We start from the raw sequence: 24,245 nt of genomic DNA, 5'->3' as shown, positions 1-24,245 counted from the left end.
CTTGCGGGTCATGCCTCGACCAGGGCCACGCCCTGCTCCTCGGCCAGCACCGGGGTGTGCCGGCCGGCCGGGCGCTTGCCGGGCAGGAAGAGCGCCGCGACGAGCGCGCCCAGCAGAGCGAAGACCAGCCCACCGGCGGTCGCCCAGTGCATGGCGGTGACGAACGCCTGGTTGGCGCCGTCGATCAGCGCGGGACCGGCCGGGCCGGCCTGCTCGGCCACCGCGTACGCGCCGGAGATGGACTCGCGGGCCGCGTCGGCCGCCGGGCCGGGCAGGCCGTCGGTGGCCGCGCCCAGGTTGTCGCGGTAGACCGAGGAGAGGACCGCGCCCAGGACCGCGACGCCGAGGGCGCCACCGAGCTGACGGATGGTGTTGCTGACCGCGGAGCCGACGCCGGCCTTCTCCCGGGGCAGCGCCGACATGATCGACTCGGTGGCCGGCGGCATCACGTTCGCCATGCCGACGCCCTGGACGAAGAACGCGAGGGCGACGACGGCGATCGGGGTGTCCGCGCCGATCGGCAGCCAGGCGGCCAGGCCGAGCGCCACCAGCAGCAGACCGACCGTGCTGACCAGCTTCGGGCCGAACCGCTTCACCATGGTGGAGCTGATCGGGGCGAAGACCATCTGACCGACGGCGAACGGGACGAACAGCGCGCCGGAGGCGAGCGGACCGTAGCCGCGGACCAGCTGCAGGTAGAACGCGCCGAAGAACATCGCGCCCATGGCCGCGAAGAAGACCAGGCCGATCATGGAAGTGGAGGCGGAGAACTGCCGGTTGCGGAAGAGCTTGACGTCCAGCGACGGGAACTCGATGCGGCTCTGGTAGAGCACGAAGCCGGCCAGCACCAGCACGCCGGAGGCGAGCGGGGCCCAGGACAGGGTGTCGCCGAAGCCGTCCTCGCCGCCCTTGATCACGCCGTAGGTGAGCAGGGTCAGGCCGACGATGGAGAGCAGCACGCCGAGCACGTCGATGCGGCCCGGCTTGGGGTCGCGCGACTCCGGCACCAGGGTGAGGACCAGCGCCACGCCGGCGATCACGATCGGCACGTTGATCAGGAAGACCGAGCCCCACCAGAAGTGCTCCAGCAGGAAACCGCCGAGGATCGGGCCGAGGGCCACGGCGAGACCGACGGCGCCGGCCCAGACCCCGATGGCGCGCCCGCGCTCCTTCGGCTCGAAGACGTTGGCGATGATCGACAGGGTGGCCGGCATGACGGCGGCGGCGCCCAGGCCCATCACCGCGCGGGCGGCGATCAGCTGGTCGGGCGAGTCGGCGTACGCCGAGATCAGCGACGCGATGCCGAACAGCACCAGGCCCACGGTCAGGGTGATCCGGCGGCCCAGCCGGTCGGCCAGGATGCCGGCGGTGAACAGCAGGCCGGCGAAGACCAGCGTGTACGAGTTGATGGCCCACTCGAGCTGGCTCTGCGTGGCGCCGAGGCCACGCTGCGGGTCGGAGATGATCCGGAGTGCCACGTTCAGCACGGTGTTGTCGAGCACCACCACCAGCAGGCTGATGACCAGCACGCCGAGGATGGCCCAGCGCCGGGGATGCCCGGTCTGGGGTGTGTCTTGCGCGTTCATCCGGTGTTTCCCCCCGGTTTCGAAACGGAACTGTCTCGTATCTCAATGAGCACGCTAGTCCCGCCGGAGAGGAAAACGGAACGCTCTCGTATCGAAAGTGTCGGGGGTCACCTACGGGGCACTGGCTGTACCCCGCCGGTCTGCATGTCGGCCCTATGGGTCGAGACGCTGCGGTCCGCAGCGCTCCTCTCGTTCTTCGTCATCGGTGACGGCTTTTCCGGCTCGGCCAGATGGCCTTGAACGGCGTATTGATTTCCAGGATTGACAATTTACTGGTGTGGGACGACTCTGAGACGATCGCCACAGCCGGTGAGCCCGCAGACCACCGGCGCGTGGTCCCCGCGGCGTTCCGGTGGTGCGTGCCTTCGTGCCCTAGTCAGGGAGCTATATAGATGATTGTCGGGAAAAAGTGGGCGGGCCCGGCGCTCGCCCTCACGCTGGCGATGACCGGCTGCGGCGGTGGCGGCCGGCCGGCGGCCGCGGAGACGTTCGAGCTGACCGAGACCACCCCGGCCGCGACCGGCGACGTGGCGAGCGTGACCTGGGCGCTGCCCGCCGGCGAGCCGGCGTCCCTCGACCCGGCCCGGACCGGCGACTACTCGGCCAACACGGTGGGCACCAACCTCTGTGAGAGCCTGCTCCGGCTGAACACCGACTACTCCACCTCGCCCGGCCTGGCCAGCGAGGTCACCCAGCGGGACGCCACCACCGTGGTGATCACCGTGCGGGACGGCGTGCGGTTCTGGGACGGGGCCGCGCTGACCGCCGAGGACGTGGTCTACAGCCTGCGGCGGAACCTGGATCCCCGGCTGGCCTCCTACAGCGCGCACGTCTTCGCCAACGTCGCCTCGATCGACAAGACCGGACCGCTGGAGGTCACGGTCCGGTTCCGGACCCCGGACATGCAGTTCATCCCGGACCTGGCCGGCGTGCCCGGTGCGATCGTCGAGGAGAGATTCGCGACCAGGGCGGCCGCCCGGTTCGGCACCGCGAGCGGCGGGCTGATGTGCACCGGGCCGTTCCGGCTGGACGGCTGGCAGAGCGGCCGGAAGATCACGCTGAAGCGGAACGACGCGTACTGGGACGCCGGGCGCCGGGCGAAGGCGGCCACCTTCCAGTTCGTCTTCCTGACCGACAGCAGCACGCTGACCAGTGCCCTGCTCTCCGGTGAGGTGGACGGCGTGTACGGCGCGCCGGCCGGGAGCATCGCCGCGCTGCGCAAGACCGGCGCCGGCAGGCTGTACTTCGGGCCGAGCACCGAGACGGTCAGCCTGGGTGCCGTCGCCGCCGACGGGCCGGCCGCCGACCCGCGGATCCGGCAGGCCCTGGACCTGGCCATCGACAAGGGCAGCTTCGTGACGAGCGTGCTCAAGGGTGCCGGCGAGCCGCTGAAGACCTTCACCCCGCCGCTCGCCTGGTCCGGCAGCCCGGCCAAGAGCGTCTACGACGCCGGGTACGCCGCCCTGCCGGACACCGCGAAGGCCGACCTGGGCGCGGCGAGGCAACTGGTCACCGACGCCGCGCCGAGCCGCCGGGACCTGGTCGTGGCGCTGCCGGCCGGCGACCAGTCGCTGCTGCAGACAGCCACCATCGCGCAGGCCGCGGCCCAGCGGATCGGCCTGACCATGACGATCAGGCAGCTGCAGCCGGCCGAGTTCTCAGGGCTCTTCTACGACCCGGGGCTGCGCGACGGCATCGACTTCATCGCCACCACCGGGTACCTCGAGGTACCGGGTGCGCTGTACTACGCGCCGGGCTTCGTGCTCAAGGGCGCCACGTTCAACTGGACCCACTACGACAACCCGGAGGTCACCAGGAACATCACCGCCGCGGTGTCGGCCACCGACCCGGCCGCGTCGGCGCGGGCCTTCGTGGCCGCGCAGGCGATCTACGGGCCGGCGAAGCTGCAGATCACGCTGGCCGAGTCGTACAACCGGCTGTTCCTGAACAAGCGGATCACCGGGGCGCCGGCGTCGTTCAGCTACATCTCGTCGGCCTGGGCCGCCCTGGTCGGGCAAGCATGATCGGCTTCGTCGGCCGCAAGCTCGCCGGGGTGGTGGCCACCATCGCGGTGGCCAGCGTGGTGATCTTCGGCGCGTTGTACCTGGCACCCGGGGACCCGGCGAGCCTCCTGGCGGGCGGCCACGAGGTCACCCCGGCGACCATGGCGGCGATCCGGGCGCGGTACCACCTGGACGAGCCGTTCTGGGCGCAGTACTGGCACTGGCTGTCCGGCCTGCTCAGCGGGGACCCGGGGACCTCGATGGCGGGCAACGAGCCGGTCACCGCGTTGATCTCGGCGCGGATCGGCACCACGGCGCTGCTGGTGGCGTACGCATCGCTCCTGATCGTGATCTTCGGGGTGGCCGCCGGGATCCTCGGCGGGACGGCGGGCCGGGCGGTCGACGGGGCGCTCACCGTGACCACCACGGTGCTGATGGCCGCACCCGCCTTCGTCGCCGCGATCCTGCTCATCTGGATCTTCGCCACCGAGCTGTCCTGGTTCCCAGTGTTCGGCTCCGGCGACGGCTTCGGGGACCGGATCCACCACCTGACGCTGCCGGCGCTCGCGCTCAGCGGCGGCTATCTGGCCTACGTCAGCCGGATCACCCGCACCGAGGTCCGGACCGAGCTGGCCGCCGATCACGTGGCGGCCGCCCGGGCCCGCGGGTTGCCGCGCCGGGCGGTGCTGCGGCGGCACGTGCTGCGCAACGCCGCTCCGCCGATCCTCGCGGTCTCCGGGGTGACGGTGGCCGGGCTGTTCGCCGGGACCGCGGTGGCCGAGCAGGCGTTCGGGGTGAACGGGCTCGGGTCGCTGCTGGTGCAGAGCGCGGCTCGGCAGGACCTGGTGGTGGTGCAGGTGCTCTCGCTGCTGCTGGTCAGCGCGTTCGTCGTGGTGAACATGCTGGTGGACGTGCTGAACGCGGCGCTTGATCCACGGCTGGTGGCCGGATGACGCGTCGCCCGATGACACGCCATCTCGCAGCAGCACCCGTGGCTTGCGCTCTCGTCGTGCTGATCGCGATCCTCGCACCCTGGCTCACGCCGCACGACCCGAACGCCGTCGACCCGCTCAACGCCTACGCCGGCTTCAGTGGCGAGCACCCGCTCGGCACCGACGACCTGGGCCGCGACCTGCTGTCCCGGCTCATCGCCGGTACCCGCGCCAGCCTCGCCGGCCCGCTCGTCGTGGTCCTCGCCGCCGGTGCCGCCGGCACCCTGCTCGCGGTGAGCGCCGCCTGGTTCGGCGGCTGGTTCGACGCCGCGGTCTCGCGCCTGCTGGACATCCTGTTCGCCTTCCCCGGGCTGGTCCTGGCGATCACCGTGGCGGCGATCTTCGGGACCGGCTTCGCCGCCCCGGTCGTGGCGCTGTCGCTGGCGTTCGTGCCGATGATCGCCCGGGTGATGCGGGCGGCGGCGCTGCGCGAGCGGAACCTGCCGTACATCGAGGCGCTGCGCGTGCACGGCTTCTCCGGATGGCACATCTGCCTGCGGCACCTGCTGCCGAACCTGGCGCCGCTGCTGATCGCCCAGGCCGCCATCGGCTTCGGGTACGCCATGATCGACCTGGCCTCGATCTCGTTTCTCGGCCTGGGCCGGCAGCCCCCGGCCGCCGATTGGGGCCTGATGATCGCGAACGGTCAACCGTCCATCCTGGCGGGTTTCCCGCAACAGTCCGTGGCGGCCGCCGTCGCCGTAGTGCTCACCGTGGTGGCGTTCACCGTGCTGGCCGAACGGCTGGCCGCCCGGTTCGGCGGAGGTGTCCGATGAACGTCCTGGAGTTCGACCGCCTGCGCGTGACCATCGGCAACCGGCCGATCCTGCGCGAGGTCACGCTGGCCGTGCGACCCGGCGAGGCGGTCGGCCTGGTCGGCGAGTCCGGATCCGGCAAGTCGATCACCGTCCGGTCGGTGCTGCGCATGCTGCCGGCGGGTGCGACGGCCGAGGGAAGCGTCCGCCTCCTCGGAGCGGAGATCGGCGAACTCGACCGGGCGGCCCTGCGCAGGGTCCGCTCGCACGACGTGGCAATGGTCTTCCAGGACCCGCGTGCCACCGTCAACCCGGTCCGCACGATCGGTGACTTCCTCACCGAGGTGCTGCGCGACCAGGGTGTCTCCCGGCGGGACGCGGGACGGCGAGCCGCCGGGCTGCTCGCCGACGTCGGCGTCGACCACGTCGGGCGGCGGATGCGGCAGCGCCCGCACGAGCTCTCCGGCGGCCTGCTGCAACGCGTGGTGATCGCGGCGGCGCTGGCCACCGAGCCGAAGCTGATCCTGGCCGACGAGCCGACCACCGCGCTCGACGTGACCACGCAGGAGGAGGTGGTGGCGATCCTCGGCGAGCAGCGGCACCAGCGGAACGCCGCGCTGCTGTTCGTCTCGCACGACCTGGAGCTGGCGGCGGCGGTCTGCGACCGGATCGCGGTGATGTACGCCGGCGAGATCGTCGAGATCCTCCCCGCGGCCCGGCTGCACGAGGACGCCCGGCATCCCTACACGCGGGCGCTGCTGCGCTCCCGGCCCGGCACGGTGCCGCCCGGATCCCGCCTGCGGACGGTGCCCGGGATCCCGCAGGCGGCGTTCGACGCCCCGGCCGGCTGCGTCTTCGCGGATCGCTGCGGACACGCGACACCCCACTGCTTTTCGGTACGCCCGGAGCCACGTCCCGCCGGCGCCGGCCTGGCCGCCTGTCACCTGCTGGGAGAGCCGCATGTCGCTTGAGGTCCGTGACCTGCGCAAGGTCTTCAAGGGCGGCTTCGTCGCGGTGGACGGGGTGAGTTTCCAGGTGCCGGCCGGCGGTTCGCTGGCAGTGGTGGGGGAGTCCGGCTCCGGCAAGACCACCTGCGCCCGGATCATCACCGGACTGGAGCGCGCCACGTCCGGAACGGTCACCGTGGCGCCGGGCACGGTGCAGATGGTCTTCCAGGATCCCTATCAGTCACTGGATCGGCGGCAGACCGTGGCGAGCTGCCTCAACGAGGTGATCGCCCACCACTCGGATCTGTCGAAGCGCGACCGAGCCGTCCGGACAGGTGAGCTGCTCGCCCTCGTCGGACTGGACGAGCGGCACGGCGACGCGCTGCCCCGCGCCCTCTCCGGCGGGCAACGGCAGCGGGTGGCGATCGCCCGCGCCCTGGCCGCCGACCCGCAGCTGCTCGTGCTCGACGAGGCGGTCGCCGCCCTCGACGTCTCGATCCAGGCGCAGATCCTGAACCTGCTGGTCGACGCGCGCGCGGCCACCGGCATCGCGTACCTGTTCATCACCCACGACCTGGCCGTGGTCCGGCACGTCTGCGAGGACGTCGTGGTGATGCACCGCGGGCGGGTGGTCGAGTCCGGCAGGGTGGAGCGGGTGTTGGACTCACCGGCCGAGGCGTACACCCGCAGGCTGATCCGGTCGGTCCCGCGCCCCGGCTGGGTACCGGCCCGGGGAGCCGGCCGTGCGGGCTGACCCGGTACCCGACGTTCCCGAGGAGTCCACCGCGCGGTCCGGCCCGGCATCGGACGCTCCCGGCTGGTCAGCCGGGCGGGTCGAGGCGCTCCAGCAGCGACTCGGCGGCGGTCCGGACCAGCCCGCCGGCGGCCACCGGCAGCTGGAGCTCGGCCATCATCGAGTTGCCCATCGCCAGGCACCACAGGCCGTACGCCACCGAGCGGCGGGCGCCGGGCGACGCGGCCGGGTGCTCGGCGGCGAGCGCGTCCTCGACCGACTGGATCGCCTGGGTGTAGTGAGTCTGCAGGGTGGTCCGGATCCGCTCGTCGGCGATTCCCGCGGTGATCAGCTCCCGGATCACCGCGTCATCGTCGCTGATCGGCAGGAAACCGCTGCTGAACAGGTAGTCCATCGCGATCGGCAGCTTCTCGCGGGCGTCCGCCGCGGCGATCCGGCCGATGAACTCGGCCTCGTAGCCGGTGTAGAGCCAGTCGGCGAACCGGCGCAGCAGGTCGTCCCGGTTGCCCACGTAGTGCCGGACGTGGCTGCGGCTGAGCCCGGACTCCTCGGCGACCCGCTCCAGGGTCGTCCCGGCGAGACCGTGTTTCTGCAAGCAGCGTGCGGTGGCCCGCATGATCTGCTCGGTCCGTTCCGCCGCCATGCTCGGCCGACCCATCCCGCCCCCTCCGTCACGCGTACCCACAGCCTAATTGATTGTCATTTACGAAAAGGAAACGAGGACCGCATGTCTGAACTACCCGACCCCCGGCTGCTGTTCGCCTTCGAGGCGCGAGTGGACGTGGCCGAGAGCAGGCACGTCGGCCGGGGCCCGGACGAGGTCCTGATGTTCACGCCGATCACCGGCGGGACGGTGTCCGGCCCGCGGCTCAACGGCAGGGTGCTGGCCGGCGGCGGCGACTGGTCGACCACCCGCGGCCAGGTCACCGAGCTGGACGCGCGGTACCTGCTGGAGGCGGACGACGGCACGGTGATCGACATCTGGAACCGCGGGTTCTGGCGGGCCACGCCGGAGGTCGACGCCCGGGTCGAGGCGGGGGAGGACCTGCCGGAGACCGAGTACTACTACCGCACCAGCCCGGTCTTCCGCACCGACGCCCCGGCGCACCGGTGGCTGGCGTCGTCGGTCTTCGTCGGGCTGGCCCGTGGCGAGGGCGGCCAGGTCCGCATCCGCTTCTTCGAGGTGCTCTGATGACCCTCTCCGTGCGGCGGACCGGCCCCGGCCCGATCGCGCCGACCGCCACCCAGTTCATGGTCCGGATGCGGGACGGCGTCCGGCTCGCCACCGACGTCTATCCGCCCCCGGGTCCGGCTCGGCCGGGGCCGGTGGTGCTCACCCGCCTGCCCTACGACAAGTGCGGCGAATACACCTTCATGCCCCGGGTCGCCGCCTACTTCACGGCGCGCGGCTACACGATGGTGGTCCAGGACGTCCGGGGCAAGTTCCGCTCCGAGGGCGAGACGCTGCTCTTCGTCAACGAGGCCTACGACGGTTACGACACCCTCGACTGGATCGTCAACCAGCCCTGGTCGGACGGCGTGGTCGGGATGTGGGGTGACTCGTACTACGGCTTCACCCAGTGGGCCGCGGCCTCCACCGGGCACCGGGCACTGCGCGCGATGGTGCCCCGGGTGACCGGCACGAGGCTCGGCGAGCTGCCGGTCCCGGCGCCCGGGCAGCGCACCCACGATGTGGAGATGTCCGTCCACCGGTTCTACCCGCTGAGCATGTTCCACGATCGGGACATGCTGGACTGGGAGATCGACTGGACCCGGCGGCCGCTCGCCGCCCAGGTCGAGGAGTTCTTCGCCGCGGTCGGCAGCCGCTCGGCCTCCTACGACCTGTGGTTCCCCTACCCGGTCAGCCTGCGCCGCTTCCCGGCCGGCAGCCCGTTCGACGCCCCCGCGGTGCCGGTGCTGATGACGATCGGCTGGTGGGACAACTGCGCGCCGTGGCAGTGGTCCGATCACCGGGAGATCATCCGCAAGCCGGCCTGGGCGCGCAACGAGTACCTCCTGCTGGAGGCGATCGACCACGAGAACCACAGCCACTTCGAGCGGGATCCGCTGGTCCGGGCCGCCGAGTCGGACGCGGCGCTGCCCCGCTACCTGGATCCGGCCATCGAGTTCTTCGACGTGTTCCTGCGCGGCGAGCAGAAGGAGATCCCGCGGGTCCGCTGGCAACTCGCCGCCTCCGGGGACCCCGCATGGCGCTCGGACAGTGTCTGGCCGCCTGCTACCTCGTACCAAAAGGCGTTTCATCCGGCTGGAGCCCAAGCGGCGGTGGGCGACGCTCCCGGCGGATCCCTCGACCTCGAACCGGGCCGGGCCGAGACGGCGACCTGGACGCACGACGCCGCCGACCCGGTACCGTCACCGGTCGGCGACGCCTTCGCGTTCCTCGCCGAATACCCCGACGAGCGTGCCCTCGCCGGCCGCCCGGACGTGCTGGTCTTCACCGCCGCACCGGTCGGCGAGCCGCTCGACCTGGCCGGCCCGATCGGCCTGGACGCCGTGATCGGCTCGGACGGGCCGGAGATGGACCTGTTCGCCAGGCTGCTCGACGTCGCGCCGGACGGCAGCGCGCGGCTGATCGCTCGCGGACAACAAACGATCATCGAGCCCGGCGACGCCTGCCCGGTCACGGTGGACCTCGGGCACACCGGCTACCGGCTGAACCCGGGGCACGCCCTGCGGCTGACCCTGGCCAGCAGCGACGCGCCGGAGTTCGTCCCGGCGCCGGGCACCGGCGAGCACCGCTGGCTGGCCGCCAAGACCATCCCGAACCGGCAGCGGATCCGCCTCGCCGAGACCCGGCTGACCTGCACCGTCCTTCCCCGAGGAGAGGCGCCTTCATGATCAACCTGACCGCCACCGAGATCGCCGACGGGGTGCGCAGCGGCAAGTTCACCGCGGCCGCCGTGGTGGACGCCCACCTGGCCCGGATCGACGAGGTGAACCCGCAGGTCAACGCGGTGACCGTGGTGCTCGCCGAACGGGCCCGGCAGGCCGCCGCGACGCTCGACGAACGGATCGCCGCGGGCGACGACCCGGGCCCGCTCGCCGGGGTGCCGCTCTCGGTCAAGGAGAACATCGACCTGACCTGGTCGGCGTCCACCTCCGGGCTGCCGTTCGCGGCCGGCGACGTCCCGCCGGCCAACGCCACCTTCGTCGACAGGCTCCTCGCGGCCGGCGCGATACCGGTGGCCCGGGGCAACATGCCGGACATCGGCCTGCGCTGGGACACCGACAACGACCTGTTCGGCCGCACGCTGAACCCGTGGGACCCGGCGCGGGTACCGGGCGGATCCAGCGGCGGCGACGCGGTCGCGGTGGCCACCGGCATGGTCGCCGCCGGTCTCGGCAACGACTACGGCGGCTCGCTGCGGCTGCCCGCGCACGCCGCCGGCATCACCGCGCTGCGCACCTCGGCCGGCCGGGTCGCCGCGCCCGGCCGGGCGGTCCAGCCGCTGCCGCTGTCCTTGCAGGCCATGGCGGTCAACGGGCCGCTCGCCCGCAGCGTCGCCGACCTCGACCTGCTCTTCGGCGTGATGCACGGTGCCGACGAGTACGACCCGCTCAGCGTCACTGTCGACCACCCGTCCCGGTACGACGGCCCGCGCCGGGTCGCGGTCACCGTCGACCCGTGCGGCTGGGGCGTCGACCCGGGGGTGGCGTCGTCGGTCCGGGCGGCGGCGTCGGCACTGGCCGCGGCCGGCTGGGAGGTGGCGGAGGTGGAACCGCCGGCGGTCGACCGGTGCGCCACCATCTGGCGGCAGCTCTCCGCCACCGAGAACGCCCCGATGCTGCTCACCCCGGGCGTCTTCCCCGGGCCGCTGTCGGCCGGCACCGTGCGGTACTTCACGGACAACATCGTCGACGTGGACCTGCTCGACACCTCGGCCGCCTACCAGGGCGCCTGGGCCGAGCGGTTCGTGCACGCGGCCGCGTGGCGCGCCTTCCACGCCCGGTACCCGATCGTCCTCGGCCCGGTCACCACCCAGCCGATGCCACCCATCGGCTTCGACCTGTCCGGTCCGGCCGCCGCCACCGAACTCTGGCGCGCCCACCGCCTGCTGGTCACCGCCAACTTCCTCGGCCTGCCGGCGGTCGCGGTACCGACCGGAGCCGCCGGCAACCGGCCGCTGGGCGTCCAGGTGATCGCCCGCCTGCACGGCGACCACATCGCGCTGGCGGCGGCCCGCGACATCGAAGCCGCCTTCCCGCCGATCACCCCGGTGTCGCCACGCTCCTGACCGGCCCTCACCCGCCTCGACATGGACGGCACCGGACGCCTTTCACAACCCGATTTTCTACGCTCTACGGGCATCACAGGCGCAGCAGCCTCGTCTCGTGGCTAAGCGCGTGGTGGTCCCGGTGCCGGACCGCGACGCCGTGCCGGGCTGGGCTCGCGCGGTCCGCTGTGCTCGGGGCCGCGACGCCGTGCCGGGCTGGGCTCGCGCGGTCCGCTGTGCTCGGGGCCGCGGCGCGGGCCGGGCTGGGCTCGCGCGGTCCGCTGTGCTCGGGGCCGCCCGTCCGCGACGCCCGTCCGGCTCCGGGCCCGGCCGCGATCCCGCCCTTGGCTGGTCGTGAGGGTGGTCTCGGTGGTGCTGAGACCACCCTCACGACCAGCCGGTGCCCGGGGGCGCGGCACTGCCTGAAGTGGAGCGTGCCCGGCGAGCTCAGCCCGGCGCGGCCTCGCGGCCTCGCGCCGGGATCACCGCGCGTTCAGCCACGGGACGAGGCTGCTGCGCTTGTGGTGGCCCGAGAACGTACAAAATCGGGTTTGTCCGGCGTGGCGAACCTCGGGATGACAACGGCCGTAGGCGGTCCGGGTCTTCGGGAATTCGGAATGCTCAAGCGAGGGACTGCCAGGCGGTGGTCAGTGATTTCCGGAATTCGGCGGTCTGGGTCTCGGTGAGGTCGGCGGTCATCCGGGACTCCAGGTCGCGGACCGGGGTGGCGACGGCGGTCAGCAGGGCGCGGCCCTCGTCGGTGAGGTGGAGCAGCAGCTCGCGGCGGTTGGCGGGGTTGCGCTCGCGGCGGATCAGCGAGCGGGTCTCCAGGGCGCGGACCATGTCGGCGATGGACTGGGCGGTGACGAAGGAGTCGCGGGCCAGCTGGGCGGCGGAGAGGCCGTCGTGGCGTTCCAGGACCGTGAGCGCGGTGTATTGCAGGGCGGTGATGCCGTGGCCGCGAACCAGCTCGTCGAGGCGGGCACGGACCGCTAGTTCGAGCTGTTTGACCAGGTAGAGCAGCGAAGGCATCAGGGGTTCTCCGTCCGAGAGCAGATACCGGGAGATTACCCCATTGACAGGAAACCTGATGAACAGGAATCCTGTTAATCGAAGGCGGCGCGCGGGTCGAGGGGCTGCGGGGCCCGGGCCGCGCGCCGCCACTTCCCCCACGTCCACCCTCGTGAGAGGTTGAAGAGCATGGATCTCAGCGGCAAGGTTGCCGTCGTCACCGGCAGTGGCCGCGGCCTCGGCCTGGCATATGCCAGGGCGCTCGCCGCGGCCGGCGCGTCAGTGGTGGTCAACGACGTGGACCCGGCGGCCGTCGACGCGGCGGTCGCCGAGGTACCGGGATCGGTCGGCGTGGCCGCGGCCGTCGGTGCCACGGAGAGCGCGGAGCGGCTGGTCGCGACGGCGGTGGAGGCGTTCGGCAGGCTGGACGTGCTGATCACCAACGCCGGCATCCTGCGGGACCGGGTGCTCTGGAAGATGACCGACGACGACTTCGACGCGGTGATCGAGGTGCACCTGCGCGGCACGTTCACCTGTGCGCGGGCCGCCGCGATCCGGATGCGGGCGCAGGGGACCGGCGGGCGGATCATCCTGATCTCGTCGCCGGCCGGGCAGCGCGGCAACTTCGGGCAGACCAACTACGCGGCGGCCAAGGCCGGGATCGCGGCGATGGCCCGGACCTGGGCGCTCGAGCTGGCCCGCAGCGAGATCACGGTGAACGCCGTGGTGCCCGTCGCGGCCACCGAGATGACCAGGACGATTCCGGCGTTCGCGCCGGCGATCGAGGAGGCGGAGCGGACCGGGCAGCCCTATCCGGCGTGGCTGCGGCGCGACGAGGGGCTCGGGACGGTGGACGACGTGACCGGGCTGATCACGTTCCTGGCCTCGGACGCGTCCAAGGGGATCACCGGGCAGGCGATCGGGATCGGCGGGGACAGGCTGGCACTCTGGTCGCACCCGGCGGAGAAGTCGGTGGTCCACCGGGACGGCGGCTGGTCCGCCGCTGAGATCGCCGCGGCCTGGAACTTCGAGCAGGAGACCTACGGCATTCCGGCGGCGAAGTGATGGATGTCGCCGAGCTGGTCGCCATCGACGTGCACACGCACGCCGAGGTCAGCAGGAGCGGGCACACCTCGCTGAGCCCTTCGCTGCTCGGCGCGTCCGCCGACTACTTCGGGGCGCACGGTCACCGGCAGCCCACCATCGACGAGATGGCCGCCTACTACCGGGACCGGCGGATGGCCGCTGTGGTGTTCACCGTCGACGCCGAGCACGCCACCGGGCACCCGCGGATCGCCAACGAGGAGATCGCGGCGAACTGCGCGGAGCACCCCGGCGTGCTGATCCCGTTCGCCAGCATCGACCCGCACAAGGGCAGGGCCGGCGTCCGGGAGGCGCACCGGCTGGTCGCCGAGCACGGGGTGCGGGGTTTCAAGTTCCACCCCAGCATCCAGGGGTTCGCGCCGGACGACCGGCTCGCCTATCCGCTCTACCAGGCGATCGAGGAGCTGGGCGCGGTGGCGCTCTTCCACACCGGGCAGACCGGGATCGGCGCCCGGGTGCGCGGCGGCGGCGGCATCCGGCTCAAGTACTCCAACCCGATGCTCGTCGACGACGTCGCCGTGGACTTCCCTGACCTGCGGATCATCCTGGCCCACCCGTCGTTCCCGTGGCAGGACGAGGCGCTCGCGGTGGCGACCCACAAGGAACACGTGTACATCGACCTGTCCGGCTGGTCGCCCAAGTACTTCCCGCCCCAGCTGGTCCGGTACGCCAACAGCCTGCTGCAGGACAAGGTGCTGTTCGGCTCGGACTACCCGGTGATCACCCCGGATCGGTGGCTCGCCGATTTCGCCGGGCTGGACATCAAGGACACCGTCCGCGACAAGATCTTGTTACGCAATGCCGCCCGTCTGCTCTTTGGAGAGGAAACGCCATGACCACCACCGTGCACGGACTCGACGAACTCAAGGCGCTCGCCGGCCGCGACCTCGGCGTCAGCGAGTGGCTGGAGATCACCCAGGAACGGGTGAACACGTTCGCCGACGCGACCGGCGACCACCAGTGGATCCACGTCGACCCGGAACGCGCCAAGGCCGGCCCGTTCGGCGCCCCGATCGCCCACGGCTACCTGACGTTGTCGCTGGTCATCCCGCTCTTCGGGGACCTGCTCAAGGTCGAGGGGGTGAAGATGGGGGTGAACTACGGGCTGGAGAAGGTGCGCTTCCCCAGCCCGGTCAAGGTGGGCTCGAAGATCCGGCTGGCCGCCACGGTGGTCAGCGTCGAGGACGTGCCGGGCGGGACGCAGAGCACCTTCGACTTCACCGTGCAGATCGACGGGGTGGACAAGCCGGCCTGCGTCGCCCGTACCGTCTACCGCCAGTACGCCTGAGGACACCTCGTGCACAACGCGGGGCTGGGTTCCTGGCCGGGGCGCCGGGCGGCGATGTCGCCCGGGCGCACCGCGCTGATCTTCGAGGGGCGGCGGGTCTCGTACGCCGAGCTGCACCAGCGGATCGCCCGGCTCGCCGCCGCACTCCGGTCGTCCGGCGTGCGGCGCGGCGACCGGGTCGCCTATCTCGGGCCGAATCATCCCTCCTTCGTCGAGACGATGTTCGCCACCTGGGTGCTGGGTGCGATCTTCGTGCCGCTCAACTTCCGGCTGACCGCTGCGGAACTCGCCTACCAGCTGACGCACAGCGGCGCCTCGGTGCTGGTCCGTGCCGCCGGCATGCCCGCGGTGACCGCGCCGGTGACGTTCGCCGCCGACGCCGTTCCGGCGGCGGATCCGATTCATCCGGACGAAACGGTGGGCCTGGACGACGTGGCGGCCATCCTCTACACGTCGGGGACCACGGGACACCCCAAAGGGGCGATGCTCACCCACGGCAACCTGGTCTGGAACTGCTACAACCTGCTGGTCTGCGTGGACGTGGCCGGCGACGAGGTGACGCTGGTCAGCGCGCCGCTGTTCCACGTCGCGGCCCTCGACCAGTGCCTGCTGCCCACGTTCCTCAAGGGCGGCACTTCGGTGATCATGCCGGGCTGGGACGTGGACGGCTGCTTCGACCTGATCGCCCGGCACCGGGTGACCTGGATGTTCGGCGTCGCCACGATGTACGCCGGGCTCACCCAGTCACCCCGCTGGGCGGACGCCGACCTGTCCTCGGTGCGCAGCCTGATGACCGGCGGCGCGTCGGTGCCGGCGGCGCTGATCCACCGCTACCAGGAGCGCGGCCTGCTCTTCTGCCAGGGCTACGGGATGACCGAGACGGCGCCGGGGGCGACGTTCCTGGAAGCCCGGGAGAGCCGGGAGCACGCCGGGTCGGCCGGGCTGCCGGTGTTCTTCGCCGACGTGCGGTGCGTGCGGCCCGACCTGACCGACGCCGCCGTTGGCGAGCCGGGCGAGGTCCTGGTCCGCGGGCCGAACGTGACCCCCGGTTACTGGAACGATCCGGCGGCGACCGAGGCGGCGTTCGTGGACGGCGGGTGGTTCCGGTCCGGGGACGTGGCGGTGGTCGACGAGGACGGGCACTTCCACATCGTCGACCGGACCAAGGACATGTACATCTCCGGCGGGGAGAACGTGTACCCGGCCGAGGTGGAGGCGGCGATCTTCGAGCACCCCGGGGTGGCGGAGGTGGCCGTGGTCGGGGTGCCGGACGGGAAGTGGGGTGAGGTGGGGCGGGCGTTCGTCGTACCCCGGCAGGGGTACGCCCTGTCACCGGACGACGTGCCGGGGTTCCTGCGGGAGCGGCTCGCGAAGTACAAGATCCCGGTCTATGTCGACGTGGTGGCGGACCTGCCGAAGACCGGGTCGAACAAGGTGCGCAAGGGTCCGTTGCGCGCGCTGCCGCTCCCGGACCGCGCCTGATCTCCGTCTGGTGACCCGGCTCAGGAGAACCCGGGCCATGTCGCGGTGACGAGGGCGGGCAGGATCTCGGCGGCGGGGCCGGCGAGGTTCACCTCGGCGATCGGGTCGAGCGGGGTGGGCTGGGGGTTCACCTGGATCACCGCGGCACCGAAGCGGCCGGCCACCCGGGGGATCTCGGCGGCCGGGTAGACCAGGGCCGACGTTCCGACGGTCAGCAGGACGTCGCACTCGGTGGCGGCCTGGACGGCGGACTCCAGGGCGTCCTCCGGGAGGGCCTCGCCGAACCAGACGACGCCCGGTCGGATCAAACCGGCGCAGTGCCGGCAGTGCGGGGGTGCGACGCGGCGGCCCTCGTCCGGCTGCTCCCCGGTGCTCTCCGGCACCGGCGCGGGACGGGCGCAGGACGCGCAGCGCGGGGTGAAGAGGCTGCCGTGCAGGTGGGTCACCGCCGGTGAGCCGGCGCGTTCGTGCAGGTCGTCCACGTTCTGCGTGATCACGGTGAGGCGGGGGACGTGGGTCGCCAGCCGGGCGACGGCGAGGTGCCCCTGGTTGGGGCGGACCCGCTGGACCAGCCGGCGGCGCCACTCGTACCAGCCCCAGACCAGGTCCGGGTCGTCGTCGAAGGCCTGCGGGGTGGCCAGCGCCTGGGCGTCGAATCGGGACCACAGGCCGGTCAGGGCGTCGCGGAAGGTGGGCACCCCGCTCTCCGCGGAGATGCCGGCGCCGGTGAAGACCACGACGTGGCGGGCCGGTCCCAGGAGGTTCGCGGCGTCCTGCAGGGCCATGGTGCTGCTCCTCGATCCGGAGAGGTCGGCGTACTCGGAAGAAAGAAGTGTGGCAGCGGCCCGGACGGGCCGCATCACCGTTCCCGTGGTGGGTCGTTTGAGGATCAGACGGGCGTGCTGGAGGTTCGGTGAGGCGAGGACGTCGGCTTCTGCTGGCCGTGGTGCTGGGAACGGTGCCGCTGGCCGGCTGCGACGGGTCCGCGGCGGACCGGTCCGGGGCGCTCGCGCCGGTCTCCGAGAGCCTGCCGCCGGGGGCGTCGTGGCAGGCCGGGGCGAGTCCGGCGGCGCCGAGCCGGGGCGTGCTGGCACCCGAGGAACCGGCCCGGACGGTGCTGCCGGGGGATGCCGCGCCGGCCGGAACGCGGGATCCCGCCGGGGACGGGGATCGCGCCGGGAACGACGGACGGGGGCGGGCGCGGCCGGCGCCACGGGAAAGCCGGTCGCGCCCGTCGGTTCTACCGGATCGGCGGACTTTGCCGGGACCGGCGGCCGGAGTCGCCACACCGGACAGCGATGTCCCGTCGGCCACCCCGAAGCCCTCGGCGAAGGCGAGGAAGCCGGCGACCAGGCGGACCAGGAAACCGAAGAAGTCGCAGAACCCGGCGCCGGTCACCGCACCGGCGACCCCGGCCGAGCCCGATCCGGCGGCCGCGCCGACCACACCGGCCGCGGCGGCGGCCCGGCAGGAGAGCGGGGCTGTGCCCGCGGCGGCCTGCGGTGACGTGGGGTGCCGTTGACACCGGTCCGGACCGCCGTGGACTGGCGGCAGCGCCTGGACCGGTTCGGGTCACGCACGATGACCACGATCGGTGACTGGATCGCGCCGGGCTCACGGGTGCCGGCCTCGGAGCCGCGGATCAGCGCCCTGGTCGCCTTGGTGGCCGTGGTCGGCGGGGTGCTGCCGATCCTGATCATGGCGGTGACCTGGGCGCGCAAACCCGATCCGGCGCCGCGGGAGGTGGCCTGCGCGCGCTCCGGCCACCTGGTGGCCGGGCAGCCGGAGAACCAATGCAACGCCGCGGGTGGGAGGAACACGGTGTCGCGTACCGGAGTCGGGCGGTATCTGGTCACCTTCGGTGGCCTGGGGGTGGACGGCGGGGACGCCGAGGTGACGCCGGACTCCGCCGACGACCGGAGCTGCGCGGTGGTGGACCGGCACCCGGACGGCCGGGACGAACTGGTGCGGGTGGACTGCTTCGACAGGTCGGGCCGGCCGGCCGACAGCGGGTTCACGGTGCGCTTGCGGCAGTGATGGTGATCGGGCTCCGGGGTCAGCGGGGCGCGGGACGCAGGATCAGGTCGGCGCAGCGCTCCGGGGCGTCCGGGAAGGGCAGGTGGCCGCAGCCGGGCAGCCGGACGTGGCGGGCGGCCGGCAGGGCGGCCCGGGCCCGGACGGCCTGGTTGCGGTAGGGCAGGACGGCGTCCCGGGTGCCCCACGCGATGGTCACCGGGATCCGGGTCAGGGCGCCGGGATCCCGGCCGGACCAGGGCGTCAGGTGGCGGAACGCGGCACGCGCCGCGCCGAAGCCCGGAGCGCCGGCCAGCGCCCGGGCCGCGGCGACGCACTCCTCGGTGTCCAGCCCGGCGGGATGGGCGTAGAACGGCGCGCACAACGCTGCCCGGCCCGCCCGGGACGACATCAGGCGGGGTAGCAGCGGATCCAGGGCGGCGCTGCCGGCCCGGGCCGCGCCCACCACGAAGCGGCCCCAGCGGGCGCCGCCCGGTGGCCAGAAGCCGGCCGGGGAGAACGCCGTCACCACGCGGGCCCGGCCGCGGTGGCCGAGTTCCAGGGCCACGCCGCCGCCCATCGAGCTGCCGGCGATCTCGACCGTGCCCAGGCCGAGGGAGTCCAGGAAGGACGCGACCAGGTCGGCCAGGTGGGGCACCGAGCCGGGGCGGACGCCGGGCGGCGGTGCGGGCCAGATCGGGGAGGTGCCGAAGCCGGGCAGGTCGACGGCGATGACGTCGCGGTGTGGTTCGAGCAGCGGCAGCAGCGGATGCCACACCTGCCAGTGACTGCCGATGCCGTGGATGAGCAGGAGCGGCGGCCCGGATCCGCGCCGGTGGTGGGTGAGTGCTGTCATCCGGCGAGCCGGTGGCGAGAGGTCATCCGAGCACCATGCCGTCCGCCGGGCCGCAAGGGGACCGCCGGACGGGTGGATTGGCGGTGCGGGCAAGACTGGGAACACGTTGTTGACATGTTGCCAATAAGGGCGTGATGCTACGGCGATGTCGTACGACTACGACGTCCTCGTGATCGGCTCCGGGTTCGGGGGCAGCGTGACAGCGCTGCGCCTGACCGAGAAGGGCTACCGCGTCGGCGTCCTCGAGGCCGGCCGCCGTTTCGCCGACGACCAGTTCGCCACGACGTCCTGGCGGCTGCGCGACTACGTCTACGCCCCGGCCCTCGGCTGCTACGGCATCCTCCGGCTCACCATGCTCAGGAATGTGCTGATCATGTCGGGTGCCGGGGTCGGCGGTGGCTCGCTCGGGTACGCGAACACGCTGTACGAGCCACCTGACGCGTTCTACGCCGATCCGCAGTGGTCCGCGATCACCGACTGGAAGGCCGCCCTGGCCCCCTATTACGACCAGGCCAAGCGGATGCTCGGGGTGACGATCAACCCGGTCGAGACGGATGCCGACCGGGTCCTGCGCGCGGTGGCTGACGATCTCGGGGTGGGGGACAGCTATCGGCGTACGCCAGTGGGGGTCTTCTTCGGCGGGGCACCCGGCGCCGTGGCGGCGGACCCGTTCTTCGGCGGGGCCGGGCCGGAGCGCAGGGGCTGCACGCTGTGCGGCTCGTGCCTGACCGGCTGCCGGGCGAACGCGAAGAACACGCTGGTCAAGAACTATCTCTACCTGGCCGAGCGGGCCGGGGCGCGGGTGCACGAGCGGACCACGGTGCGCGACGTGCGGCCGCTGCCCGGTGGCGGGTACGCGGTCGTGACCCGGCGGACCGGCGGGCTGGCGCGGCGCACCTTCACGGCCGAACAGGTGGTCTTCGCGGCCGGCGCGCTCGGCACCCAGCGGCTGCTGCACCGGCTGCGCGACCGGGGCAGCCTGCCGGCCGTCTCGGCGCGGCTGGGCGAGCTGAGCCGCACCAACTCGGAGTCCATCCTGGGCGCTCGCACCCGGCGCCGGGACCGCGACTACAGCCACGGCGTCGCGATCACCTCGTCGATCCACCCGGACCCGGTCACGCACGTCGAGCCGGTGCGGTACGGCCCCGGCAGCAACCTGCTCGCCCTGCTCGCCACCGTGATGGTCGACGACGCGGGACGACAGCCGCGCTGGTGGGCGGCGCTCAAGGCGCTCGCGAGGGCGGGACGTGACCTGCGGTTGTACCTGTCGCCGCGGGACTGGTCCCGGCAGACCGTGGTGCTGCTGGCCATGCAGCCGCTGGACAACTCGATCACGGTGTTCCGCAGACGGGGACGGCTGACCAGCCGGCCCGGGGTGGGCCGGCCGAACCCGGACTGGGTGCCGGCGGCGCACGAGGTGGCCCGGCGGACCGCGGAGAAGGTGGACGGCGTGCCGCTCGGGTCCTACACCGAGCTGGTCGGCAAGCCGGTGACCGGGCATTTCATCGGCGGCTGCGCGATCGGGGCGGATCCGTCGAGCGGCGTGGTGGATCCGTATCACCGGCTCTTCGGCCATCCGGGGTTGCACGTGATCGACGGGTCGACGGTGGCGGCGAATCTCGGGGTCAATCCGTCGCTGACCATCACGGCGCTGGCCGAGCGGGCGGTCGCGCTCTGGCCCAACGCGGGCGAGCGGGATCCCCGGCCCGCCACCGGATACGCCGAGACGGCACCGGTCCCGCCGCGCCGCCCGGTGGTCCCGGCGACCGCGCCGGCCGCTCTGCGACTCGGCCGCCGATGACCCGCATCCTGATCATCGGAGCCGGGTTCGGCGGCGTGGCGGTCGCGAACGAGCTGCTCAAGGCCGGGTTCACCGACATCACCATGGTGGAGAAGGCGGACCGGGTCGGCGGGGTGTGGCGGGACAACAACTATCCCGGGTGCGCGTGTGACATCCCGGCGCCGTTGTACTCGTACTCGTACGCCCAGAATCCCGCCTGGACCCGGCGCTTCCCGCCGCAGCCGGAGATCCTGGCCTACCTCGAACGGTGCGTGGCCGATTTCGGTCTTGCCGGGAAGGTGCGGCTCGGCACCGAGGTGACGGCCGCCGAGTGGACTGACGGGGTGTGGCGGGTGCGCACGGCCAGCGGCGAGGTCCTCGAGGCGGACGTGCTGATCCCGGCGGTCGGCCAGCTGTCCCGGCCGGTGACACCGCAGCTCGGCGGCGAGTTCGCGGGGCCGGCCATGCACACCGCGCGCTGGAATCCGGCGGTGCCGCTGGCGGGCCGGCGGGTGGCGGTGATCGGGACCGGGGCGAGTGCGATCCAGCTGGTGCCGGCCCTCGCGGGGGTGGCTTCGCGGGTCGTGGTCTTCCAGCGGACCGCGCCGTGGACGCTGCCGAAGCCGAACCGGCGCTACGGCCCCGTCCGGCGGAGTCTGTACCGGCGTCTGCCCGCGCTGATGGGGCCGGCGCGCGCCGGTACCTGGCTGATGACAGTGGTGACCGGCCGCGCCCTGACCGGCCACCGGATCGCCGGCGCGCTGCTGCACGGCCTCTCCGCGGCGCAGCGCCGCTGGCAGGTGCGCGACCCGGAGCTGCGCCGCAAGGTCACCCCGGACGAGCCGATGGGCTGCAAGCGGGTGCTGTTCACCAGCGACTGGCTGCCCACGCTGGCCCGCCCGGACGTCGAGCTGATCACCGAGAAGGTCGTCGCGCTGACGCCGGGCGGGGTGCGGACCGCCGACGGGGTGGAGCATCCGGCCGACGTACTGGTGTACGGCACCGGTTTCGCGGCCACCGAGTTCCTGGTCCCGATCCGGGTGACCGGCCGCGCCGGTACCCGCCTGGACGAGGTGTGGCGGGACGGCGCGCACGCCTATCTCGGCATGGCGGTTCCCGGCTTCCCCAACATGTTCTTGGTCTACGGCCCCAACACCAACACCGGCAACACCTCGGTGGTCTTCTTCCACGAGGCACAGGCCCGCTGGATCGCCCAGGCCGTCCGGCACCTCTCTCACCATCGAAACCCGCTCGAGGTACGCCCGGAGATCGCCGCCGCCTACGACGCCGAGCTGCAGAGCCGCCTCGCGGAGAGTGTCTGGACGTCCTGCCAGAGCTGGTACCGCACGGCGAGCGGCCGGGTGGTCACCAACTGGCCGGGCATGGCGTCCGAGTACCGGCGGCGCACCGCCCGCCTGCGCCCAGCCGATTTCCTTCCCACCCGCGACTGATCGCCCGGTCCTGGGGCCTCCCACCCATGACACTCTGATCAGCGGCATTCCGCCGGGCTCCAGGTTCCGCAAGCCGGGAAATTGGCAGGGGGCGCGCACGGCCGCCCACGTATCGTGAAGACGTCACTTGGACCCCGCTGTCTTCGACCCCCGCGTCTGCGCGAACCGAGGAGTCACAGTGACCGTCCAGTTCACAGCTCACCGGCCGCCAATCATCCAGGATGGAGTCGGGAACGTCCCGCTGTCGGTGGATCCGCGGCGTACTACCTATTACGCGGCGGGCTAGCTCATGTCGACGCGTGACACCATCCGGTACCCGGCCGCTCCCCGCCCGCTGGCCGCGGTGGCGTTGATCGAACTCGACTTGATCAAAGCGGCCCCGACGCCACGGCCGGGACTCGAACGCCCCGTTCAGCACGACTCGAAGCCTGCCGGGCTCAGTGCGCGTGAACTGGAGATACTTTGCTATCTGCCCACGATGTGAAGCCAACGAGATCGCGGGCGAGCTGTATATCTCCGGCAACACCGTCAAGGCGCATATGAGGTCTATATATCGTAAGCTGGGCGCGTCACGACGACAGGAGGCCGTCGCCCGGGCGCGCCACGTCGGCATCTTCTGACTGGACGAACCTCATTCCCCGCATCGAAAACCGGCTGATGCGGGTCAGTCCCGGGCGCCGATCAGCGGAGCGGTGAGACGTCCGAGCCCGCGGCGGACCGGTCTCCATGAGGGTTCACCGCAGTGACGCACCTGCTGCTTTGCGGGGGTGGCTCTTCCACCGTGGCCCAGACGACCTTGCCGCCGTGCGCCGGCATGGCACCCCAGGCCGTAGCGAGCGTGTGCACCAGTCGCAGGCCCTGTCCCCGCTCATCGAGCGAGGCTCGCACGCTGGCGAGCGCTGGTGCGGCCGGGTGCGGGAACTGAGGGGCGCCGTCACGGACTGCCACGTGCAGTCCGGTATCACCGCGCGTGACGGTGAGGATGAAGTCGGTGCGGGCGTGCTGCACGGCGTTGGTGGCCAGTTCGGACACGATCAGCGGGGCGTCGGGCAGCAGATGCGGCAGATGCCACTTGCGGCAGCCGTGGGCGACCAGGTCACGGGCGGCACGGACGGAGACCGGCCGGGCCGGCAGGCGGGTTTGCAGCCGGTCGGCGCGCGACATCCGCTCACCGATGGCCCGGTGGGCCTCGTGCGTGGTGGTGAAGACCCGGGGCTGCGGTCCTTGCGGGTTGCGCAGCCGCCAGCCCAGCGTTGTCGTCGTCGGCAGGGTGAACGCCAGTTGTGTCGGCGGCAGGCCGAGGCGGGCCCGGCGCCAGGCCGCGAGCCAGAACGGCACGCTCGCCGCGGAGGGATCTTCGACGTGGTGCAGGTCGACGATGATCCAGCCGGAGGGGCCGGCCAGGCACGAGCGCAGGACGGCACCGATCTGGTCGCGCAAACGCCGCGACCAGGGACCACGCAACATCATGTCGAGCACAGCTGTGGTCGCATCGCTGGTGACGGACACTCCCACACCGTGCCGGTCGCTGGGGGCGGTGAGCAGGAGCGGGGACGCGGGCGGCTGGACCGGCGCGCGCTGATCCGCGCCGGTCATCGCGGACCGGCCAGACTCGGGGCACGGTCACCTGATCGCACGGCGCGAGGTCGCGCCGCCAAGTGGACGGGACGATTTCCGGCGGCCACAGCTGCTCCCGGGCACCTTGTCGACAACGTGGTGCGCCACCGAGGTCTGGGGCAGCGGGTGGGACGAGGCGTCATCCCCGTTCCGTACCGTATACCCACCAGCCGCAGATCGCCGTCATCGAGAGCGTGACCATCACCCTCCGGGTGATGGCGGTTCCCGTTGCCGGTAGCCGTCCGCACCGGAAGTCCGTAGTCCCGGAGAACGGCATCTGGATCACGTTCGACGGCCGTGCGCGGGCGTAGCATGGAGCCGTTGCCCCGGACCCCGGCGATGCGCTCGACAAGATCCTGATCTGGTGGCTG

General features: G+C 72.3%; 23 protein-coding genes. 17 read left to right on the top strand and 6 right to left on the bottom strand.

Going from position 1 to position 24,245, the window contains the following annotated elements; translation table 11 throughout:
* Positions 1-8 precede the first annotated feature (8 nt).
* A complete protein-coding gene (locus tag Actob_RS30595; protein WP_284915321.1) occupies positions 9-1,586 on the bottom strand; it encodes an MFS transporter in 1,578 nt (525 codons plus the stop codon).
* A gap of 392 nt (positions 1,587-1,978) precedes the next feature.
* On the opposite strand from Actob_RS30595, the gene Actob_RS30590 reads away from it, so the two are divergent.
* From Actob_RS30590 to Actob_RS30570, 5 genes are read left to right on the top strand one after another with little or no spacing between them, the layout of a single operon-like run.
* Positions 1,979-3,610, top strand: a complete 1,632-nt coding sequence (locus Actob_RS30590; protein WP_284915320.1) for an ABC transporter substrate-binding protein — start codon at positions 1,979-1,981, stop codon at positions 3,608-3,610.
* On the top strand, positions 3,607-4,542 hold the full coding sequence (locus Actob_RS30585) for an ABC transporter permease (RefSeq protein ID WP_284915319.1): 936 nt from the start codon (positions 3,607-3,609) through the stop codon (positions 4,540-4,542). Before Actob_RS30590 ends, Actob_RS30585 begins: the two co-directional genes overlap by 4 nt.
* Before the next feature lie 56 nt (positions 4,543-4,598).
* Positions 4,599-5,357 carry an ABC transporter permease gene (locus Actob_RS30580; RefSeq protein ID WP_284915318.1) on the top strand — a complete coding sequence of 253 codons (759 nt, stop codon included), beginning with the start codon at positions 4,599-4,601 and terminating at the stop codon, positions 5,355-5,357.
* Positions 5,354-6,307, top strand: a complete 954-nt coding sequence (locus Actob_RS30575; protein WP_284915317.1) for an ABC transporter ATP-binding protein — start codon at positions 5,354-5,356, stop codon at positions 6,305-6,307. The genes Actob_RS30580 and Actob_RS30575 overlap by 4 nt, the downstream gene beginning before the upstream one ends.
* A complete protein-coding gene (locus tag Actob_RS30570; RefSeq protein ID WP_284915316.1) occupies positions 6,297-7,037 on the top strand; it encodes an ABC transporter ATP-binding protein in 741 nt (246 codons plus the stop codon). The genes Actob_RS30575 and Actob_RS30570 overlap by 11 nt, the downstream gene beginning before the upstream one ends.
* Before the next feature lie 67 nt (positions 7,038-7,104).
* Here the strand turns inward: Actob_RS30570 and Actob_RS30565 are convergent, their stop codons facing one another.
* The gene (locus Actob_RS30565) at positions 7,105-7,695 is read right to left on the bottom strand and encodes a TetR/AcrR family transcriptional regulator (RefSeq protein WP_284915315.1); all 591 of its coding nucleotides are present in this window, start codon (positions 7,693-7,695) and stop codon (positions 7,105-7,107) included.
* 69 nt (positions 7,696-7,764) lie between these two features.
* Between Actob_RS30565 and Actob_RS30560 the strand changes: the two genes are divergently transcribed.
* Genes Actob_RS30560 through Actob_RS30550 form a run of 3 tightly spaced genes read left to right on the top strand, consistent with a single transcriptional unit; the run spans position 7,765 to position 11,293 of the window.
* On the top strand, positions 7,765-8,229 hold the full coding sequence (locus Actob_RS30560; RefSeq protein WP_284915314.1) for a DUF3237 domain-containing protein: 465 nt from the start codon (positions 7,765-7,767) through the stop codon (positions 8,227-8,229).
* Positions 8,229-9,896 carry a CocE/NonD family hydrolase gene (locus tag Actob_RS30555; protein ID WP_284915313.1) on the top strand — a complete coding sequence of 556 codons (1,668 nt, stop codon included), beginning with the start codon at positions 8,229-8,231 and terminating at the stop codon, positions 9,894-9,896. The genes Actob_RS30560 and Actob_RS30555 overlap by 1 nt, the downstream gene beginning before the upstream one ends.
* The gene (locus tag Actob_RS30550; protein WP_284915312.1) at positions 9,893-11,293 is read left to right on the top strand and encodes an amidase family protein; all 1,401 of its coding nucleotides are present in this window, start codon (positions 9,893-9,895) and stop codon (positions 11,291-11,293) included. Before Actob_RS30555 ends, Actob_RS30550 begins: the two co-directional genes overlap by 4 nt.
* Positions 11,294-11,893: 600 nt before the next feature.
* On the opposite strand, the gene Actob_RS30545 is transcribed toward Actob_RS30550, so the two are convergent.
* Complete coding sequence (locus tag Actob_RS30545) at positions 11,894-12,304, bottom strand: MarR family winged helix-turn-helix transcriptional regulator (protein WP_284915311.1); 411 nt, start codon at positions 12,302-12,304, stop codon at positions 11,894-11,896.
* 168 nt (positions 12,305-12,472) lie between these two features.
* On the opposite strand from Actob_RS30545, the gene Actob_RS30540 reads away from it, so the two are divergent.
* From Actob_RS30540 to Actob_RS30525, 4 genes are read left to right on the top strand one after another with little or no spacing between them, the layout of a single operon-like run.
* On the top strand, positions 12,473-13,348 hold the full coding sequence (locus tag Actob_RS30540) for an SDR family oxidoreductase (RefSeq protein WP_284915310.1): 876 nt from the start codon (positions 12,473-12,475) through the stop codon (positions 13,346-13,348).
* Positions 13,348-14,223 (top strand): amidohydrolase family protein, encoded by an 876-nt coding sequence (locus tag Actob_RS30535; protein WP_284915309.1) that lies wholly within the window; start codon positions 13,348-13,350, stop codon positions 14,221-14,223. The genes Actob_RS30540 and Actob_RS30535 overlap by 1 nt, the downstream gene beginning before the upstream one ends.
* Entirely contained in the window at positions 14,220-14,675 is a 456-nt protein-coding gene (locus tag Actob_RS30530; protein WP_284915308.1) for a MaoC family dehydratase, read from the top strand. Before Actob_RS30535 ends, Actob_RS30530 begins: the two co-directional genes overlap by 4 nt.
* 9 nt (positions 14,676-14,684) lie before the next feature.
* Complete coding sequence (locus tag Actob_RS30525; protein WP_284915307.1) at positions 14,685-16,157, top strand: acyl-CoA synthetase; 1,473 nt, start codon at positions 14,685-14,687, stop codon at positions 16,155-16,157.
* Positions 16,158-16,177: 20 nt separating this feature from the next.
* Here the strand turns inward: Actob_RS30525 and Actob_RS30520 are convergent, their stop codons facing one another.
* Positions 16,178-16,942, bottom strand: a complete 765-nt coding sequence (locus Actob_RS30520) for an SIR2 family NAD-dependent protein deacylase (protein WP_284915306.1) — start codon at positions 16,940-16,942, stop codon at positions 16,178-16,180.
* Between the two features lie 128 nt (positions 16,943-17,070).
* Between Actob_RS30520 and Actob_RS30515 the strand changes: the two genes are divergently transcribed.
* A complete protein-coding gene (locus Actob_RS30515) occupies positions 17,071-17,679 on the top strand; it encodes a hypothetical protein (protein WP_284915305.1) in 609 nt (202 codons plus the stop codon).
* Entirely contained in the window at positions 17,670-18,194 is a 525-nt protein-coding gene (locus Actob_RS30510) for a hypothetical protein (protein WP_284915304.1), read from the top strand. The genes Actob_RS30515 and Actob_RS30510 overlap by 10 nt, the downstream gene beginning before the upstream one ends.
* Positions 18,195-18,213: 19 nt before the next feature.
* On the opposite strand, the gene Actob_RS30505 is transcribed toward Actob_RS30510, so the two are convergent.
* The gene (locus Actob_RS30505) at positions 18,214-19,026 is read right to left on the bottom strand and encodes an alpha/beta fold hydrolase (protein WP_284915303.1); all 813 of its coding nucleotides are present in this window, start codon (positions 19,024-19,026) and stop codon (positions 18,214-18,216) included.
* Between the two features lie 145 nt (positions 19,027-19,171).
* On the opposite strand from Actob_RS30505, the gene Actob_RS30500 reads away from it, so the two are divergent.
* The 3 genes from Actob_RS30500 (at position 19,172) to Actob_RS44115 (ending at position 22,877) form a co-directional block, all read left to right on the top strand.
* Entirely contained in the window at positions 19,172-20,827 is a 1,656-nt protein-coding gene (locus Actob_RS30500; protein WP_284915302.1) for a GMC oxidoreductase, read from the top strand.
* Positions 20,824-22,257, top strand: a complete 1,434-nt coding sequence (locus tag Actob_RS30495) for a flavin-containing monooxygenase (RefSeq protein ID WP_284915301.1) — start codon at positions 20,824-20,826, stop codon at positions 22,255-22,257. The genes Actob_RS30500 and Actob_RS30495 overlap by 4 nt, the downstream gene beginning before the upstream one ends.
* Before the next feature lie 539 nt (positions 22,258-22,796).
* Positions 22,797-22,877: a hypothetical protein gene (locus Actob_RS44115; RefSeq protein ID WP_407653724.1), complete on the top strand. Its 81-nt coding sequence runs from the start codon at positions 22,797-22,799 to the stop codon at positions 22,875-22,877.
* A gap of 61 nt (positions 22,878-22,938) precedes the next feature.
* Here Actob_RS44115 and Actob_RS30490 read toward each other — a convergent pair whose 3' ends face one another.
* Positions 22,939-23,766 (bottom strand): ATP-binding protein, encoded by an 828-nt coding sequence (locus Actob_RS30490; RefSeq protein WP_284915300.1) that lies wholly within the window; start codon positions 23,764-23,766, stop codon positions 22,939-22,941.
* Positions 23,767-24,245: the final 479 nt, after the last annotated feature.

The organism is Actinoplanes oblitus, assembly GCF_030252345.1.
Taxonomy (GTDB): Bacteria; Actinomycetota; Actinomycetes; order Mycobacteriales; family Micromonosporaceae; genus Actinoplanes; species Actinoplanes oblitus.
The sequence above is the reverse complement of the archived record's forward strand: the minus strand, read 5'-3'. Positions and strand labels throughout refer to the sequence as shown.

What these genes read in the sequence shown, in the direction of transcription:
- Actob_RS30540 (WP_284915310.1), top strand. Translation starts at nt 12,473, where the DNA reads ATGGATCTCAGCGGCAAGGTTGCCGTCGTCACCGGCAGTGGCCGCGGC.
- Actob_RS30500 (WP_284915302.1), top strand. Translation starts at nt 19,172, where the DNA reads ATGTCGTACGACTACGACGTCCTCGTGATCGGCTCCGGGTTCGGGGGC.
- Actob_RS30550 (WP_284915312.1), top strand. Translation starts at nt 9,893, where the DNA reads ATGATCAACCTGACCGCCACCGAGATCGCCGACGGGGTGCGCAGCGGC.
- Actob_RS30555 (WP_284915313.1), top strand. Translation starts at nt 8,229, where the DNA reads ATGACCCTCTCCGTGCGGCGGACCGGCCCCGGCCCGATCGCGCCGACC.
- Actob_RS30495 (WP_284915301.1), top strand. Translation starts at nt 20,824, where the DNA reads ATGACCCGCATCCTGATCATCGGAGCCGGGTTCGGCGGCGTGGCGGTC.
- Actob_RS30535 (WP_284915309.1), top strand. Translation starts at nt 13,348, where the DNA reads ATGGATGTCGCCGAGCTGGTCGCCATCGACGTGCACACGCACGCCGAG.
- Actob_RS44115 (WP_407653724.1), top strand. Translation starts at nt 22,797, where the DNA reads ATGAGGTCTATATATCGTAAGCTGGGCGCGTCACGACGACAGGAGGCC.
- Actob_RS30505 (WP_284915303.1), bottom strand. Translation starts at nt 19,026, where the DNA reads ATGACAGCACTCACCCACCACCGGCGCGGATCCGGGCCGCCGCTCCTG.
- Actob_RS30575 (WP_284915317.1), top strand. Translation starts at nt 5,354, where the DNA reads ATGAACGTCCTGGAGTTCGACCGCCTGCGCGTGACCATCGGCAACCGG.
- Actob_RS30585 (WP_284915319.1), top strand. Translation starts at nt 3,607, where the DNA reads ATGATCGGCTTCGTCGGCCGCAAGCTCGCCGGGGTGGTGGCCACCATC.
- Actob_RS30530 (WP_284915308.1), top strand. Translation starts at nt 14,220, where the DNA reads ATGACCACCACCGTGCACGGACTCGACGAACTCAAGGCGCTCGCCGGC.
- Actob_RS30560 (WP_284915314.1), top strand. Translation starts at nt 7,765, where the DNA reads ATGTCTGAACTACCCGACCCCCGGCTGCTGTTCGCCTTCGAGGCGCGA.
- Actob_RS30545 (WP_284915311.1), bottom strand. Translation starts at nt 12,304, where the DNA reads ATGCCTTCGCTGCTCTACCTGGTCAAACAGCTCGAACTAGCGGTCCGT.
- Actob_RS30565 (WP_284915315.1), bottom strand. Translation starts at nt 7,695, where the DNA reads ATGGGTCGGCCGAGCATGGCGGCGGAACGGACCGAGCAGATCATGCGG.
- Actob_RS30590 (WP_284915320.1), top strand. Translation starts at nt 1,979, where the DNA reads ATGATTGTCGGGAAAAAGTGGGCGGGCCCGGCGCTCGCCCTCACGCTG.
- Actob_RS30595 (WP_284915321.1), bottom strand. Translation starts at nt 1,586, where the DNA reads ATGAACGCGCAAGACACACCCCAGACCGGGCATCCCCGGCGCTGGGCC.
- Actob_RS30520 (WP_284915306.1), bottom strand. Translation starts at nt 16,942, where the DNA reads ATGGCCCTGCAGGACGCCGCGAACCTCCTGGGACCGGCCCGCCACGTC.
- Actob_RS30570 (WP_284915316.1), top strand. Translation starts at nt 6,297, where the DNA reads ATGTCGCTTGAGGTCCGTGACCTGCGCAAGGTCTTCAAGGGCGGCTTC.